The sequence below is a fragment of the Novosphingobium acidiphilum DSM 19966 genome (assembly GCF_000429005.1).
GTDB lineage: Bacteria > Pseudomonadota > Alphaproteobacteria > Sphingomonadales > Sphingomonadaceae > Novosphingobium > Novosphingobium acidiphilum.
This window is the reverse complement of the sequence record NZ_AUBA01000009.1, coordinates 90,098-104,329: the sequence shown is the minus strand read 5'-3', so window position 1 is coordinate 104,329 and position 14,232 is coordinate 90,098. Positions and strand designations below refer to the sequence as shown.

Annotated in this window: 18 protein-coding genes; 6 read left to right on the top strand and 12 right to left on the bottom strand. The window is 65.8% G+C overall.

What is annotated here, in order from left to right; all coding sequences use genetic code 11:
• The first annotated feature begins 32 nt into the window (after positions 1-32).
• From G404_RS0109885 to G404_RS0109870, 4 genes are read left to right on the top strand one after another with little or no spacing between them, the layout of a single operon-like run.
• A complete protein-coding gene (locus G404_RS0109885; RefSeq protein ID WP_028640935.1) occupies positions 33-542 on the top strand; it encodes a GNAT family N-acetyltransferase in 510 nt (169 codons plus the stop codon).
• 22 nt (positions 543-564) lie between these two features.
• Complete coding sequence (locus tag G404_RS0109880) at positions 565-1,134, top strand: DUF1285 domain-containing protein (RefSeq protein WP_028640934.1); 570 nt, start codon at positions 565-567, stop codon at positions 1,132-1,134.
• The gene (locus tag G404_RS0109875; RefSeq protein ID WP_028640933.1) at positions 1,131-1,745 is read left to right on the top strand and encodes an NUDIX hydrolase; all 615 of its coding nucleotides are present in this window, start codon (positions 1,131-1,133) and stop codon (positions 1,743-1,745) included. Before G404_RS0109880 ends, G404_RS0109875 begins: the two co-directional genes overlap by 4 nt.
• Positions 1,745-2,947, top strand: a complete 1,203-nt coding sequence (locus G404_RS0109870; RefSeq protein WP_028640932.1) for a CCA tRNA nucleotidyltransferase — start codon at positions 1,745-1,747, stop codon at positions 2,945-2,947. Before G404_RS0109875 ends, G404_RS0109870 begins: the two co-directional genes overlap by 1 nt.
• Here G404_RS0109870 and G404_RS0109865 read toward each other — a convergent pair.
• The 9 genes from G404_RS0109865 to G404_RS0109825 form a co-directional block, all read right to left on the bottom strand.
• On the bottom strand, positions 2,929-3,477 hold the full coding sequence (locus G404_RS0109865; protein WP_028640931.1) for a J domain-containing protein: 549 nt from the start codon (positions 3,475-3,477) through the stop codon (positions 2,929-2,931). The two genes, G404_RS0109870 and G404_RS0109865, sit on opposite strands and share 19 nt — an antisense overlap.
• 112 nt (positions 3,478-3,589) lie before the next feature.
• Positions 3,590-4,120, bottom strand: a complete 531-nt coding sequence (pal, locus tag G404_RS0109860; RefSeq protein WP_028640930.1) for a peptidoglycan-associated lipoprotein Pal — start codon at positions 4,118-4,120, stop codon at positions 3,590-3,592.
• Between the two features lie 91 nt (positions 4,121-4,211).
• Positions 4,212-5,651, bottom strand: a complete 1,440-nt coding sequence (gene tolB / locus G404_RS0109855; protein ID WP_245584479.1) for a Tol-Pal system beta propeller repeat protein TolB — start codon at positions 5,649-5,651, stop codon at positions 4,212-4,214.
• 1 nt (position 5,652) lies between these two features.
• The gene (locus tag G404_RS0109850) at positions 5,653-6,639 is read right to left on the bottom strand and encodes an NADH-quinone oxidoreductase subunit E (RefSeq protein WP_028640928.1); all 987 of its coding nucleotides are present in this window, start codon (positions 6,637-6,639) and stop codon (positions 5,653-5,655) included.
• Positions 6,640-6,651: 12 nt separating this feature from the next.
• On the bottom strand, positions 6,652-7,107 hold the full coding sequence (gene tolR, locus G404_RS0109845) for a protein TolR (RefSeq protein WP_028640927.1): 456 nt from the start codon (positions 7,105-7,107) through the stop codon (positions 6,652-6,654).
• Positions 7,107-7,811 carry a protein TolQ gene (tolQ, locus tag G404_RS0109840; protein ID WP_028640926.1) on the bottom strand — a complete coding sequence of 235 codons (705 nt, stop codon included), beginning with the start codon at positions 7,809-7,811 and terminating at the stop codon, positions 7,107-7,109. The genes tolR and tolQ overlap by 1 nt, the downstream gene beginning before the upstream one ends.
• Before the next feature lie 25 nt (positions 7,812-7,836).
• Positions 7,837-8,280, bottom strand: coding sequence for a YbgC/FadM family acyl-CoA thioesterase (locus tag G404_RS0109835; RefSeq protein WP_028640925.1), 444 nt, complete (start codon positions 8,278-8,280; stop codon positions 7,837-7,839).
• A 62-nt stretch (positions 8,281-8,342) separates the two neighbouring features.
• Complete coding sequence (locus G404_RS0109830; protein WP_028640924.1) at positions 8,343-8,720, bottom strand: histidine triad nucleotide-binding protein; 378 nt, start codon at positions 8,718-8,720, stop codon at positions 8,343-8,345.
• A gap of 2 nt (positions 8,721-8,722) precedes the next feature.
• Positions 8,723-9,046, bottom strand: coding sequence for a phosphoribosyl-ATP diphosphatase (locus G404_RS0109825; RefSeq protein WP_028640923.1), 324 nt, complete (start codon positions 9,044-9,046; stop codon positions 8,723-8,725).
• Positions 9,047-9,268: 222 nt separating this feature from the next.
• Here G404_RS0109825 and G404_RS0109820 point away from each other — a divergent pair, with 222 nt between their 5' ends.
• Positions 9,269-11,305 carry a M13 family metallopeptidase gene (locus G404_RS0109820; RefSeq protein ID WP_028640922.1) on the top strand — a complete coding sequence of 679 codons (2,037 nt, stop codon included), beginning with the start codon at positions 9,269-9,271 and terminating at the stop codon, positions 11,303-11,305.
• A gap of 286 nt (positions 11,306-11,591) precedes the next feature.
• Positions 11,592-12,443, top strand: coding sequence for a hypothetical protein (locus G404_RS0109810; RefSeq protein WP_156906263.1), 852 nt, complete (start codon positions 11,592-11,594; stop codon positions 12,441-12,443).
• A 13-nt stretch (positions 12,444-12,456) separates the two neighbouring features.
• Here G404_RS0109810 and G404_RS20855 read toward each other — a convergent pair whose 3' ends face one another.
• The 3 genes from G404_RS20855 to hisA all read right to left on the bottom strand — a co-directional run bounded on the left by G404_RS20855 (position 12,457) and on the right by hisA (position 14,224).
• A complete protein-coding gene (locus G404_RS20855; RefSeq protein ID WP_245584478.1) occupies positions 12,457-12,633 on the bottom strand; it encodes a hypothetical protein in 177 nt (58 codons plus the stop codon).
• A 104-nt stretch (positions 12,634-12,737) separates the two neighbouring features.
• A complete protein-coding gene (gene hisF, locus G404_RS0109800) occupies positions 12,738-13,499 on the bottom strand; it encodes an imidazole glycerol phosphate synthase subunit HisF (RefSeq protein ID WP_028640920.1) in 762 nt (253 codons plus the stop codon).
• On the bottom strand, positions 13,496-14,224 hold the full coding sequence (hisA, locus tag G404_RS0109795) for a 1-(5-phosphoribosyl)-5-[(5-phosphoribosylamino)methylideneamino]imidazole-4-carboxamide isomerase (RefSeq protein WP_028640919.1): 729 nt from the start codon (positions 14,222-14,224) through the stop codon (positions 13,496-13,498). The genes hisF and hisA overlap by 4 nt, the downstream gene beginning before the upstream one ends.
• Positions 14,225-14,232 lie beyond the last annotated feature (8 nt).

Sequence of the window (14,232 nt, the reverse complement as noted above, 5' to 3'; positions counted from 1 at the left end):
ACGCAGCCTGATTGACCAGAAAGTCCGAAGTTTTGTCCACGATCATCCCGCTTGCCGATGTCGATCCCGATCTGGTCGAGACGCTGCTCGACACCGCGTTCGAGCCCGAGCGCCACCAGCGCACCGCATACCGGCTGCGCGAAGGCTGCGAATTCCTGCCAGGCCTGTCGTTTGCCGCGCTGGACGACCATGAACTGCTGGCGGGCACGATCCAGTGCTGGCCGGTCGCGCTGACCGATCCCGAGGGGCGCCGGCATCCGATGATCATGGTCGGGCCGGTGGCAGTGCTGCCCTCGCAACAGGGGCGCGGCTATGGCCAGGCGCTTGTCACCGCCAGCATGACCGCGATCGACCCGCGTGCGCCATTGCCGCAGGTGCTGATCGGCGATCCCGATTATTACGGGCGCTTTTTCGGGTTTGCCAACACGCATACCGGCGGCTGGGACTTGCCCGGACCGTTCGAGCGACATCGCCTGCTGTGCCGCACGGCCAATCCGGCAATCTTGCCCCAACAGGGCATGCTTGGCCCTTGGCGCGGCTGACCTGATCTGGCACGGGAGGTTGGTGCCCTATGAACCGCCCCCCGAACTTGCCGGATTGAGCTTGGCCCAGATGGCCGAGGCCGTGGCCTTGCGCCGCCTGCCGCCGATCGACCAATGGACCCCGGCACAGACCGGCGACAGCCTGATGCGCATCGCCGCCGATGGCACCTGGTGGCACGATGGCGGGCGGATCACCCGGCCGGCGATGGTGCGCGCGTTTTCGGCGCTGCTGCTGCGCGACAGCGACGGGCAGCATTACCTGCTGACTCCGTTTGAAAAGCTGACGATCGCGGTCGACGATGCCGCCTTTGTCGCGACCGACATGCAGGTGCGTCGCGATGACGAGGGCCGGACCATGCTCGCATTCCGGCTGAACACCGACGATCTGGTGCTGGCCGGCCCCGACCACGCCTTTCGTATCGCCGGCACCCCCGATGTCCCGGCGTTCTATATCGGCGTGCGCCACGGGACCGAGGCACGGCTCAACCGCAGCACCTATGCGCAATTGATCGACCATGCACTGACCCTGTCAGCGCCCGACGCGCTGGCGGTGGACAGTGGCGGCGTGCGTTACAGCCTGTTGCCCGCATGACCCAGGCACTGTTCGATCGGTTGTCGCAACTGCTGGCATCGGGGCACGCGCTGGCATCGATACCGCAATGGCGCGACTGGCGCCCGCCTGTGGGCATGACGCTGCGCGCGGCTGCGGTGCTGATCGCGGTGACCGACCGGCCCGGCCATCCCGACGGTCCTGGTGTGCTGATGATCCAGCGCCCGACCACGATGCGCGCCCATCCCGGGCAGGCGGCGTTCCCCGGGGGCAAGATCGATCCGGGCGAGACCCCGATCGAGGCTGCACTGCGCGAGGCGCACGAAGAACTGGGCATCGATCCCGCGCGCGTGCGCGTGGTCGGCACCAGCGACAGGTTTCAGACCGGCACCGGATATGACATCACCCCGGTGGTGGCGGTGGTGCCCGGCGATATCGCGATCACCCCCAATCCGGGCGAAGTGGCGCAATGGTTCGAACCGCCGTTCGGCTATATCCTCGACAGCGCCAACCAGCAGCGCCACACCGCACACTGGGATGGCCGATCGGGTGAATATGTCGAAATCCTGTGGGCGGGCCATCGCATCTGGGGCGTGACCGGCGGGATCATCGCCAATCTTTCGGCGCGCATCGCCTGGCACGCGGCATCATGATGCAAGCCTCCCTTCCCCAGGCCGACTGGACACGGCGCGCAGACCTTGCCGCCCTTGTCGCAGCACTCGATCCGCGGGGCGAAGGCCTGTGCCGGTGGGTCGGCGGCGCGGTGCGCGACACGCTGGCGGGCATGGCGGTCAAGGACATCGACATGGCCACGCGCCTGTTGCCCGATGCCGTGATGGAACGGCTGATTGCGGTGGAGATCCGCGCGGTGCCGACCGGCATTGCCCATGGCACGGTCACCGCGGTGCTGGCCGGTGGGCCGGTCGAAATCACCACCTTGCGCCGCGATGTGTCCACCGACGGACGCCACGCCACGGTCGCCTTTTCGGACGACTGGCGTGAAGACGGCAGCCGCCGCGATTTCACCATCAACGCACTCTATGCCGATCCGCAGACCTTGCAGATCACCGACTTTTTCGGTGGGCTTGACGATCTGGCGGCGCACCGCGTGCGCTTTATCGGCGATGCCGAACTGCGCATCCGCGAGGATTACCTGCGCATCTTGCGCTATTTCCGGTTTCAGGCGCGCTTTGGTTCGCTGCCCGCCGATGCCGCGGCCGAGACCGCCTGCGCCACGCTGGCCCGGGGGCTGAAAGGCCTGTCGCGTGAACGCGTGGGCTGGGAACTGGTGCGGTTGCTGGCGCTTGCCGATCCGGCACCGACCGTGACGCGCATGGCACAGCTTGGCGTGCTGGCGCAGATCCTGCCCGAAGGCGATCCTGCCCGATTGCCCGCACTGATCGCCGCCGAACAGCGCGCGGACGTGGCCCCCGATGCCTTGCGCCGGCTGGGTGCGCTGCTGCCGGCCGACCCGCCGCTGGCCGAGGCGGTGGCCGCGCGGCTGCGGCTGTCGGCGGCGCAGAAAAAACGGCTGTCGCAGATGGCCGCACGCCACCCCGACGATGCACACGACCCGCGCGGGCTGGCCTATCGCCTGGGTCTGACCGAGGCGCGCGACCGGCTGCTGCTGTCAGGGGCGGATTGCGCGCTGCTGCGCGATTGGACGCCCCCGGCCTTTCCCCTGAAAGGCGGCGCCATCGTTGGGCGCGGGGTCCATGCCGGGCCCGATGTCGCGCGAATTTTGCGGGCTGTCGAAGCGGCATGGATTGCCGAAGGTTTTCCCGATGCGGCCCGCGTGGCGGCTTTGCTCGATGCGCAACTGCTGTCGGACATCGGTCAGGCCCCGCTGGAATAGCCTTTCCACGAGCGTCGCTCTTCTGCGGCGCGCAGCACTTCATAAGCCAGTTGCAGGCGCTGGAATTCGGTGGCGGCCTCGGCATCGCCGGGGCGCACATCCGGGTGGACCAGCTTGGCACGCGTGCGCCATGCCTTGCGCACGGCGTCGAAATCGGCATCGCTGTCAAGTTCGAGCACTTCGAGCGCACGCATTTCGTCGCGGCTGCGCGTGCCGTCACCCGACCCGCCCCATTCGGCCCACGAGGCCTGACGGTATCCGGATGATTCGGTGCTTTCTGCGCGTTCGCGCGCGGCGGCCTCTTCCTTGTCGAGACCTTCGAAATAGTTCCACCCGGCGTTGTATTCGGCCGCGTGGACGGGGCAGAAATACCAGCGATCGGGGGTGTTGGGCGATTTGGGCGCCGGGCAATTGCCCGGCTGGTCACAGCCCGCGCGGTCGCACATGCGGATCGGCTTGGCCTCCCGACCGCCGCTATATCCGCGCCACCGCGGGAATCCCCAGTCGTTTGATCGTGTGTGCCGCGCCATGCCGAAAACCAAGCCCAACCCGGCGCCAAAGGTCAAGCCGCAGGTGGGGCAAAAAGGGACGGCCCGGGCCGCAATCGCGCCCCGGGCCGAAAATTTTCGGCAAACCGCCGGGTCAATTGACCGTAATGGTTACCGCGCGACGGTTTTTGGCCCAGGCGGCTTCGTCCGACCCCAGCGCCACCGGACGTTCCTTGCCATAGCTGACGGTCTGGATCCGTCCGCCATCAACCCCCAGCGAAATCAGATAGTTCTTGGCCGCGTTGGCGCGACGTTCGCCCAGCGCCAGGTTGTATTCGCGCGTGCCGCGTTCGTCGCAATGGCCTTCGATCGTGATCGATTTGCCGGCATAGCGCGCCAGCCATTGCGCCTGGCTGCGCAAGATGCCCTGGCTTTCGCCATCGATGCCGTATTTGTCGAGATCAAAGTGGATCGTATCGGAAATCACCGAGGCCAGGAAATCGGCCTGGCTGCCGGGCACAGGACCTGCCGGCTGCGCCGGCGTGGGCGGCATCGGCGGCCCGGCCTGGGTCGTGGTGCTGGCGCCGACCGGCTGCGGCGGCAATTCCTTGGGCGTGTGCGCGCATCCGGCCAGGCTGGCAGCGCCCAGCAGCAGCGAAACGATGGCAATGCGATTGGGCGACATGGCAGAAAGCTCCTTGGTCATTCGAGGATAAAGCGTGCAACGCCCGCTGACAAAATTCAAACGGAAACCATAATCGAACCGTTCCGGACGATTACGGCAGGACCGGGCCCCAGGCGGGATCTGACGCATCAACCGGCGTTTTAAGGCGGCGTTCCTTGCGTCCGGTCAGATCGACCTGCCAGATGCTGCTGCGCCCGGTGCCGCGTTCGGTGCGGAAAAACTGGACGATCCGGCCGTTTGGCGACCACGTCGGCGCTTCATCCTGCCAGCTGTCGGTCAGAAAGCGGCGATTGTGGCCGGCGGGGTCCATCACCGCAATACGCAGGTTGCCGCAGATGCAGGTGAACGCGATCTGGTCGCCGCGCGGGCTCCATTCCGGGGTGGCCGCGCGCCCGCCGAAAAAGGTGATGCGGTGCTGGCCCGATCCGTCGGCATTCATCACATAGACCTGCTGCGTGCCGCCGCGATCGCTTTCGAACACGATCCGGCTGCCGTCGGGCGAATAGCTGCCGCCGATATTGATCCCGGGCGTGTTGGTCAGCCGGACCGAGGTGCCGCCGGTGGCGGACACGCGATAGATGTCGGTGTTGCCCGCCAGCGCCATCGAATAGAGGATATATTTGCCATCGGGCGACCAGCGCGGCGCAAACGTCGGCCCTTTGGCCTCGGTCACCAGATGCTGGTGCCCGGTGCCGATATCATAGACATAGATGCGCGGGCGCCCGTCGACATAGCTGAGATAGGCGATCTGCCGATAATCGGGCGAATAGCGCGGGGTCAGCGCGGTGGCCTGACCGCTGGTGATGAAGCGGTGGTTGGCGCCATCGGAATCCATGATCGCCAGTTGCTTGCGCCGGTGATCCTTGGGCCCGGTTTCGGCGATATAGGCAATCTTGGAATCAAAGAACGGGCTTTCCCCCGACAGCCGCGAATAGACCATGTCGGCGCATTTGTGCGCGGCGCGGCGCCATTCGGTCGGTTTGACCACATAGCCCTGCCGCGCCAGTTCCTTGCCCAGTGCCACGTCATAGAGATAGCAGCCCACGGTCAGTTGCCCGTCGGCCCCTGCCTTGACGAAACCCTGCACCAGCATTTCGGCCGAACGCGAACGCCACCCGGCAAACGCGGGCGCGGCCACTTCGGCATAGCCGATACCGGGCAAGGCGTCGGGCCCGGTCGGCTTGAACAGACCATTGTCCTTCAGATCGCTGAACACGACCCGCGCCAGATTGCGCCCCAGTGCCTCGGTATTGCCGCCATCGGCACCGGTTGCCACCGCATGGTCGGTGGGGAAGGTCGGAATGGCGATGCCCAGATCGCGCCACGCGCTGTCGTCGGTAACGGTGACGTCCAGAACCTGCTGATCGCCGGTGCTGCCCGCAGGCGCCGCAGACGGCGGCACGGGCTGGACTTGCGCCACGCCGTGCGCAGGCGCCAAAAGCAGCGACAGCGCAGCAGCCAGCGGCAGCCATTTGAGACCGTTGCGGCGCGCCCCGTCGGACTGGCCATGATAAGGCATCGGTTGGATCATCCTATTGCGAAAGCTGGCGGTCAAATTTGGCCGTGAACTTGTGAAAATGGCTGTAAACGTCTGCCGGCAGCTTGAACGGCGCGGCCAGTTTGACCGCCCGAATGGCCAGTTCGACGTGGCGCTGCGCCTGGGGCCGGTTGGCATCGGTGACGCCCGATTGCGCATACAATTCGGGCGTACCGGCCAGCGTACCATCGGAATTGAGTGTGAAAGCGATGATTGTCACCAGCTTTTCGGCATCGGCACCCTGCGGAGCCGTCCAGTGCGGCTTGAGCTGACGCGAAATGGCACTGCGGACATCGGCGGCCGAGACCGTGGCAACCTTGTTGCCCGGCGACACTTTGTCGGTGCCGGGTGTGGTCGAACCGGGAAGACCGGCCAGAAAGTTGGAATCGATCTTGCTGCCACCCGCCGGCTTGGCCGGGTGCGGATGCGCGCGCGGGTCACCGCCTGCGGGCCTTGCTTCGGGCTTTGCCTCGGGTTTGGCCTTGGCGTCGGGTCTGGCTTTGGATGCCGCCTTGGCTTCGACCTTCGGCTCGACCTTGTGTTCGACTTTGGCAACCGGCTTCGGCTTGGGCTCGGGTTTGGCCACGGGTTTCGGTTCGGGCTTGGGCTCGGGCTTTGCGACAGGCCTGGGCACCGGCTTTGGCTCGGGTTTGGGTTCGGGCCGGGGCGCGGGTTTCGGCACAGGCCGGGGCTCGGGCGTGGCCACCGGTTGGGGCGCAGGCGGCAGGGGCTGGTCGGCATGATCGGGTTCGCCCAGCTCGGGCGCCAGATCGGGCGCAGCCTGCGCGTCGGGCTTGGGCGAAGTCGCCTGATCGGCCACCGTATCCGACAGCGACACGGTCATGCGCTGCGGCGGGGGCTGCACTTTGCGCCCCAGCGGCGACAAGACCAGTGCGACGATCAGCGCGATATGCGCGGCGATCGCCACAAACAGCCCCAGCGCCTCTTCACCGGTCAAGCCAAAGGGGGTTCGTGTCCGCATTGCCGTGTTCGCCTAGGGCGCTTCAACTGAACCGTTGGTGACCAGCGAGATCGTCTTGAACCCGGCCGCGTTCAATTCGCCCATCACCGCAACCACCCGGCCATAATCCAGATGCCGATCCGCGCGCAGCGTGACCAGCGGCGGCTTGTCGCCCGCTTCTCGCGCCGCTGCGCCCAGCCGGTCGCCCAGTTCGCCGGGCGCCAGTTCCTGTTGATCAAGAAACACGCGGCCCTGCCCGTCCATGCTGATGGTGATCGCATGCGGCTGTTCCTTCAAGGCTTCGGCCTTGGAGTTGGGCAGGTCGATCGGCACGCCCGCGGTCAGCATCGGCGCGGTGACCATGAAGATGATCAGCAGCACCAGCATGACATCGACCAGCGGCGTCACATTGATTTCGGACATCGGCGCGCCGCGCCCACGCCCGCGCCGGCGCCGGCCGCCACCGCCAGAGGCCAGGTTCATCGCCATTACTGTTCAAGCTCGCGGCTGAGCGTGCCGTGAAACCGGTCGGCAAAGCGGAACAGGCCGGTTTCGAACGCACTGACCCGGTATGAAAAGCGGTTGTAGGCAACGACTGCCGGAATCGCCGCGAACAGCCCGATGGCCGTGGCGAACAGCGCTTCGGAAATGCCGGGGGCTACCACCGCCAGCGACGAATTCTGCATCGCGCCAATGCGAAAGAAACTGTCCATCACGCCCCACACGGTTCCGAACAGCCCGACAAACGGCGCAACCGAACCGACCGTGGCAAGAAAGTTCAGCCGCCGCGCCAGCCGGTCCGCCTCTTCGGTCACCGCGCTGTCCATCGCCTGCGCCAGACGCTGGCGCGTGCCTTCGCGATCGATCGTCTTGCCCGCGGTCGAACGGCGCCATTCGGCCAGCGCCGCGGTCACCACGCGCGCGGTCGGAATGTCCTTCTTGCCCTGTTCCTTCTGATAGGCGTCGATATCGCGCGCATTCCAGAAGCCGTCTTCATAGGCGCGGCACCGCCTGCCCGTCGTCCAGATCCGCAGGACAAAGCCGACAATGATCATCCACACCCAGATCGATGCGAACAGCAGCCCGCCGATCACGCCTTCGACCACGATATCGGCGTGCAGGAACAGTTCGACCGGGTTGAGCCGGGTGGGTGCGCCGATCGCACCGGCGGCGGCAAGCACTTGGAGCATCATGCGCAAACATCCATCCTGAAAACCCTTATTCTTCCAGCAGCGCGCGAAACGCGGCAACCCACGGCGCCGGCTGACGCCGCGGCCGCCCGCTGGGCGCAACAAACGCCACCCGCACCCCCGCACTGCACAACAGTTCTTCGCCGCGCCAGGCCTGCTGGTCCAGCCGGCAGGTGGCCGGCGACACCTCGGCCACGCGGCTGATCACCGCCACCGCATCGTCCAGCCGGGCAGGCCGCAGATACCGCAAGGTCAGGTCTGTCACCGCATAGGCCCCTTCGCCCGCGTCGTGCGCCGCACGCTGGTCGATCCCGGCCAGCCGCAGCATGTCGGACCGGGCGCGTTCGAACCAGCGCAAGTAGTTGGCATGATAGACCACCCCCGACAGGTCGGTATCTTCGAAATAGACCCTGACGGCAAAAAGATGCCGCGCGCCGTCGAAACAGCCGGTTTGAGGTAACGGGGCAAGCATGAACGCTTCAGTAACCGTTCGCAGGAGTCGGGGGCAAGGCCACAATCGTAAAAAAGCCCCGATCAGCGCGCCAGCATCGGGCCGAGCGGGCGCCCGGCGAACAGGTGCACGTGCAGATGCGGCACTTCCTGATGGCTGTCGGTGCCGGTGTTGGCCAACAGGCGATAGCCCGGGGCGACCAGCCCCGCTTCACGCGCGACATGGCCCACCGCGCGGACAAAGCCGGCAATTTCAGCCTCGGTCGCGCGGGCCGAAAAATCGTCCCAACTGACATAGGCGCCTTTCGGGATGACCAGGATATGCGTCGGCGCCTGGGGGTTGATATCGTGGAACGCCAGCGCCCAGTCATCCTGATAGACGGTGCGTGACGGGATTTCGCCGCGCAGGATCCTGGCGAAAATGTTCTGATCGTCATAGGCTTGCGTGGCGTCGACGGCCATGATCAGGATCTCCTGCCTGCTTTTTCGACAATTCCCGAGGTGCCTTCGCGCCGCGCCAGTTCGGCCAGCACGTCATCAAACGCCACGTCGCGTGCGCGCAACAGCACCATCAGATGAAACAGCAGATCGGCCGCCTCTCCGGTCAGTTCGGCCGCACTGCCGGTCAGCGCGGCGATCACCGTTTCGGTTGCCTCTTCACCCAGTTTCTGTGCGATTTTGCCCAGACCCTTGGCGTGCAGGCGCGCGACATAGCTGGCATCTGCATCGCCGCCGATCCGGTCGGCAATGACTGCCTCCAGACGGGCGAGAATATCGGCGTGGTCCATAGGCTTGCGGCATGGCGGCCCGACCCGCTATCGTCAAGCGTGAAGGTGGTCGCGCAGGACCGGCAATGGCAGGGGCGGCGCGCGTCCATTGCAGACCAGCGGCACAGATGCGCCTACCAACCGACAACAGGCGTCGACAAACGACAGGCAGGCCGATTGACGAGGCACCGGTTTCGAACGAAACCACTCCAAATTTTTCAAGGCTCAGGGAGTTGGCTTTATATGCGCAGGATCCTTCTTACCGCGCTGGCCGGTACGATACTGGCGACCCCGGCATCGCTGTTGGCCCAATCGGCGCCGGCCGATACCGCGGCCTCGGCGAAACCGACCTACGGCACGTTCGGGTTTGACACCGCAGGCATGGACACCACGGTGGCCCCGGGCGACAATTTCTTTGATTATGCCAATGGCGGCTGGTTGAAAGCCACGGAGATCCCGTCGGACAAGGCCGATTATGGCATGTTCACCGTGCTCGACGATCTGTCAAAGCTGCGCACGCAAGAAATCCTGAAGGCCGAACTGACCAATCCGGCCAGCCGCATCGGCAATGCCTATGCCAGCTATCTTGACCTGGCCACGGTCGAAGCGCGCGGCCTGGCGCCGATCCGGCCCTGGCTGGACCAGATCAAGGCGCTGTCGGACAAGGCCGGCTATGCGGCACTGGTCGGACAAGCCGCGCGCAACGGCGTGGCTGGCCCGTTCCGGTTCCGCGTCGGGCAGGATGACAAGGATCCCGAGACCTATGTAATCAACCTGGCGCAAGGCGGGATCGGCCTGCCCGATCGCGATTACTATCTGCTGGACAGCGCCAAGATGGCCGAGACGCGCAGCAAATATGTGGCGCATCTGGCCAGGCTGTTCGATCTGGCGGGTGAGGCCAATGGCACGGCCCGCGCGCAGGCGGTGATGGCGCTGGAAACACAGATTGCCCAGGCCCACTGGACGCGCATCGACAGCCGCGACGCCGACAAGACCTATAACCGGATGACCATGGCACAGCTGGCCAGCGCCGCACCCGGCTTCGACTTTGCCGCAATGTTCAAATCGGTCGGCCTGGCGCCGCAATATGTGCTGGTGGCCCAGCCTTCGGCGTTTACCGCCGAGGCCAAGCTGATCGAAGGCGCCGATCTTGGCGTGTTGAAGGACATGCTGCTGCTGCGCAGTCTTGACGGTTATGCCAATTTTCTGCCCGAAGCCTTTGCCAAGGAAAGCTTTGCTTTCAACGGCACCACGTTGAACGGAACGCCCGAGCGCGAAGAGCGCTGGCGCCGCGCGGTGTCGTTTACCAGCGGCATCCTGGGCGAAGATGTCGGCAAGATCTATGTTGCCAAGTATTTCCCGCCCGAGACCAAGCAGGCGGCCGATGCACTGGTCCACAACATCATCGATGCGATGGGCACCCGCATCGACAAGCTGGACTGGATGGCGGCGCCGACCAAGGCCAAAGCGCATGAAAAGCTGGCCGCGTTTACACCCAAGATCGGCTATCCCACGCAATGGCGCGATTACACAGGGCTTGATATCCGCCGCGATGACCTGTTCGGCAATGCCCTGCGCAGCCGCCAGTTCGAATTTGCCTACAACGTGGGCAAGCTGGGCAAGCCGCTCTATCGCTGGGAATGGGGCATGACCCCGATGACGATCAACGCCTATGCCAATTTCGGCATGGTCGAAATCGTGTTTCCCGCGGCGATCCTGCAGCCGCCGTTCTTTGACCCCAAGGCCGACCCGGCGATCAACTATGGCGGTATCGGCGTGGTCATCGGCCACGAATTGAGCCACCATTTCGACGACCAGGGCGCCAAGTTCGACAAATCGGGCAAGCTGACCAAGTGGTGGACCGACAGCGACATTGCCGCCTTCAACACCGCCGAGGCCAAGCTTGCCAAGCAGTACGACGCCTATGAACCGCTGCCGGGGCAGCACATTCAGGGCAAACTTACGCTGGGTGAAAACAGCGCCGATCTGGCGGGGCTGGCCATCGCCTATGATGCCTATCACAAGTCGCTGGGCGGAAAGCCGGCGCCGGTGATCAACGGCCTGACCGGGGATCAGCGGTTCTACCTGGGCTATGCGCAAGTGTGGCGGATCAAGCACCGCGATGAAGCGCTGCGCCAGCGCCTGCTGACCGATCCGCATTCGCCGGGTGAATTCCGCGTGTGGGAAGTGCGCAACAGCGATGCCTGGTACAAGGCCTTTTCACCCAGCCCGACCAGCAAGATGTATCTCAAGCCCGAAGACCGCGTCAAAATCTGGTAAGACGCAACCGGTGCCGATGCGAACCCTGATCCGGGCCTGGCACCCCGGATCAAGGCCCGGCGCGCGCCGGCCTGATCGGCGGCGGACGTGTTCAAAAAGGTCTGGGCCGCCCCCCGGCGGATTGGTACGCTTGCACCCTGGCAAGGGGGGCAGGCATGCACGCTGGGGGGATCGTCGTCTTGGGTGCAATTGCGGCCCAATCATCCGATGGCAGGTGGTTCGGGATCATCCCGACCGAGCACACTGGTCCGGGGCCCGATGCCGCTTTCGGCGCTGGATGCATCGCATGGCTGGCCGCAGACGCGATGGTGGCGTGACAATGTCCGATATTGCGGGCAACGACGCGCGCCGGGCATGCCATGCTGACCTGCCGACGATTTGCGCGATAGCGTGGCTGCTGATGCCGGCGCTGACGCTGGCGCACGAAGTCGGCGGGCACGCCGCGGCCTGCCTGGCGACGCACGGCGCGCTGAACGAGATCGGCAGCTTCTACGTCGACTGCACCAGTGCCACGGCAATGGCCCGGCGCATGGTCGCCGTGGCGGGGCCTGCGACCGACGCGGTACTGGCGGTCGTGTTCTATCGGATCTGGCGCGCGTGCCGCACCGATATGGCCCGCCTGATCACCTGGTTCTGCTGGCTCGGTTGCGGGTTTGAGGCGGCAGGCTACCTGATGTTTTCAGGCATTCTGGGCCTTGGCGATCTTGGACCGGACGGCGATGGTGGTCTGGCGCCCCTGCCCTACCCCTTGCTGTGGCGGGGCGCCTTTGCCGGCACCGGGCTGATCATCTATGTCACGTTGATTGCGGTGGGTCAGCGCACGATGACCGCCATGATCGGCCCCGGTTCTGCCACGCGGGGTACGCGCCGGACGATCGCGCTGGGATACTATGCCGCGTTTGGTCTGGCCGCTCTGGTCGCAAGCCTGCTCAATCCCAAAGGGCTTGAGATCATTCTGACGTCGGCGCTGGCATCATCGCTTGGCGCAATCGCCGGGCTTATCACAATCGGCTTTGGCGCAAGGGGGGCCGGAGAAGGCCGCCGCTTTATCATCGCGCGCAACACGGCCTTGCTGGTGCTGGGTCCGGCTGCAACCGTGCTTTTTGCGTTGGCGCTTGGCCCGACGATCCGGTTTTAGCCCGATGCCGCGCTCAATCGCGGCGTTTGGCCACGTGGCGTCCGATCACGAGCCCGGCAACACCCAGCGCCAACAGCACCAGGGCTGCGGGTTCATCCACTGTCGCGCCGCCGGTGACGGGCACCGCCCAGGCCTGTGATCCTGCCAATGCGAACACGACGAGCAACAGGGTGGTGATGCGCAAGGTCATGCCGACCGCCTAGGCCTGCCCCGCCGATTCGCCAACGCCGTCCCGGGTCGGCATTCGCGCGAGTCCCGATCCGGCACGGGTGCGCAACCAGGTGGAAACGCGTTTCAGCCGCGCGCGGGCAGGCCCGCCGCGCGCAGAGCCGCATGCGCCTGGGCAATCGTGTAGGTGCCGAAATGGAAGATCGAAGCGGCCAGCACCGCGCTGGCATGCCCTTCGACAACGCCCGCGATCAGATGATCGAGTGTGCCGACCCCGCCGCTGGCGACCACCGGCACCGGCACCGCATCGGCAATCGCGCGGGTCAACGCCAGATCATACCCGCCCTGCGTGCCATCCCCATCCATCGACGTAACCAGCAATTCGCCCGCCCCCAGATCGGACAGCCGCACCGCATGGGCCAGCGCGTCGATCCCGGTAGGCCGACGCCCGCCATGGCTGAAGATTTCCCAGCGGCCGGGCCCGGTGCGACGCGCATCGACCGAGCCGACCACGCATTGCGCGCCAAACTTTTCGGCAATGTCGCGCACCAGTTCGGGCCGCGCCACCGCGGCCGAATTGACCGCCACTTTGTCCGCACCGGCCAGCAACAGCGCGCGCGCATCGGCCACTTCGCGCACCCCGCCGCCCACGGTCAGTGGCATGAAACACACCTCTGCCGTGCGCGCGACCACGTCGAGCAGCGTGCCGCGGCCTTCGTGCGTGGCCGAAATGTCGAGAAAGCACAATTCGTCGGCGCCCGCCCGGTCATAGGCGCGCGCCTGTTCGACCGGATCGCCGGCATCGCGCAGATCGACAAAGTTCACCCCCTTGACCACGCGGCCTTCGGCCACATCAAGACAGGGAATGACGCGGACGCGGACCGTCACCGGCGTTCGGCCATGGCGATCGCGGCCGCCAGATCGAGCCGCCCGTCATACAGCGCGCGGCCGGTGATCACCCCTTCGATACCATCGGTTTCGTGGATTTTCAGCAGGCGGATATCGTCCAGCCCCTTGACCCCGCCGCTGGCGATCACCGGCAGCCGCGTCGCGCGCGCCAGATCGACCGTGGCATCGATATTGCAGCCTTTGAGCAGGCCGTCGCGGCCGACATCGGTAAACAGGATCGAGGCGACACCCGCATCTTCGAACCGGCGCGCCATGTCGGCGATCGTGACATCGGACACTTCGGCCCAGCCGTGGGTGGCAACCATGCCGCCGCGTGCATCGACCGCCACGACGATCCCGCCCGGATAGGCCGCGGCCATGTCCTTGACAAATTGCGGATCGTTGAGCGCGGCCGTGCCGATCACCACGCGCGACACGCCAAGGTCGAACCAACCATCGACCGCAACCGCATTGCGGATGCCGCCGCCCAGCTGGACGTGCCCTGGAAACGCCAACAGGATCGCCTCGACCGCTGCGCGGTTGCGCGCCTCGCCCGCGAACGCGCCATCAAGATCGACCACGTGCAGGTGCCGGCTGCCCTGTTCGGCAAACAGCCGTGCCTGTGCGGCGGGATCATCGCCATAGACGGTGGCGCGCGCCATGTCGCCTTCGGCCAGGCGCACGACTTCGCCCCCTTTAAGATCGATGGCGGGAAAAACGATCATGCCGGGCC

Coding starts and splice junctions, on each gene's coding strand:
- G404_RS0109875 (WP_028640933.1), top strand. CDS start 1,131: ATGACCCAGGCACTGTTCGATCGGTTGTCGCAACTGCTGGCATCGGGG.
- G404_RS0109870 (WP_028640932.1), top strand. CDS start 1,745: ATGCAAGCCTCCCTTCCCCAGGCCGACTGGACACGGCGCGCAGACCTT.
- G404_RS0109865 (WP_028640931.1), bottom strand. CDS start 3,477: ATGGCGCGGCACACACGATCAAACGACTGGGGATTCCCGCGGTGGCGC.
- pal (WP_028640930.1), bottom strand. CDS start 4,120: ATGTCGCCCAATCGCATTGCCATCGTTTCGCTGCTGCTGGGCGCTGCC.
- tolB (WP_245584479.1), bottom strand. CDS start 5,651: ATGATCCAACCGATGCCTTATCATGGCCAGTCCGACGGGGCGCGCCGC.
- G404_RS0109850 (WP_028640928.1), bottom strand. CDS start 6,639: ATGCGGACACGAACCCCCTTTGGCTTGACCGGTGAAGAGGCGCTGGGG.
- tolR (WP_028640927.1), bottom strand. CDS start 7,107: ATGGCGATGAACCTGGCCTCTGGCGGTGGCGGCCGGCGCCGGCGCGGG.
- tolQ (WP_028640926.1), bottom strand. CDS start 7,811: ATGATGCTCCAAGTGCTTGCCGCCGCCGGTGCGATCGGCGCACCCACC.
- G404_RS0109835 (WP_028640925.1), bottom strand. CDS start 8,280: ATGCTTGCCCCGTTACCTCAAACCGGCTGTTTCGACGGCGCGCGGCAT.
- G404_RS0109830 (WP_028640924.1), bottom strand. CDS start 8,720: ATGGCCGTCGACGCCACGCAAGCCTATGACGATCAGAACATTTTCGCC.
- G404_RS0109825 (WP_028640923.1), bottom strand. CDS start 9,046: ATGGACCACGCCGATATTCTCGCCCGTCTGGAGGCAGTCATTGCCGAC.
- G404_RS0109820 (WP_028640922.1), top strand. CDS start 9,269: ATGCGCAGGATCCTTCTTACCGCGCTGGCCGGTACGATACTGGCGACC.
- G404_RS0109810 (WP_156906263.1), top strand. CDS start 11,592: ATGGCTGGCCGCAGACGCGATGGTGGCGTGACAATGTCCGATATTGCG.
- G404_RS20855 (WP_245584478.1), bottom strand. CDS start 12,633: ATGACCTTGCGCATCACCACCCTGTTGCTCGTCGTGTTCGCATTGGCA.
- hisA (WP_028640919.1), bottom strand. CDS start 14,224: ATGATCGTTTTTCCCGCCATCGATCTTAAAGGGGGCGAAGTCGTGCGC.